Annotated in this window: 1 protein-coding gene; it reads right to left on the reverse strand. The window is 55.7% G+C overall.

What is annotated here, in order from left to right; all coding sequences use genetic code 11:
* On the reverse strand, positions 1-431 hold a 431-nt coding region (locus BM607_RS21605; protein WP_140393442.1), incomplete at both ends, for a putative Ig domain-containing protein.

Genomic DNA, 431 nt, shown 5'->3' on the forward strand with positions numbered 1-431 from the left:
TCACTCGCCGCGAAGGTGTAGCTATAAGCCGCATCTTGAGTGGCGGCAGTGATGGCCGTTGAACTGATGGTCGGTGCGTCGTTGACGTTAGTGACCGTAATGCTGAAACTTTGGTCTGCCGTTAAGCCATCTGTATCCGTCACTCGCAGTAACACGACATGGCTGCCCACATCGGCATTGCTGGGCATGCCACTTAACAATCCAGTGGCAGCATTGAAGCTCAACCAACTCGGTTTGGTCACCGCGCTGAATGTCAGCACATCACCCGCATCGGTATCACTCGCCGCAAAGGTGTAGCTATAAGCCGCATCCTGAGTGGCAGCAGTGATGGCCGTTGAACTGATGGTCGGTGCGTCATTGACGTTGGTCACGGTGATGCTGAAGGACTGGTCAGCGGTTAAGCCGTCCGTGTCCGTCGCTCGCAGTGTCAC

Source organism: Shewanella sp. SACH (genome assembly GCF_001887095.2).
Lineage (GTDB): Bacteria > Pseudomonadota > Gammaproteobacteria > Enterobacterales > Shewanellaceae > Shewanella > Shewanella baltica.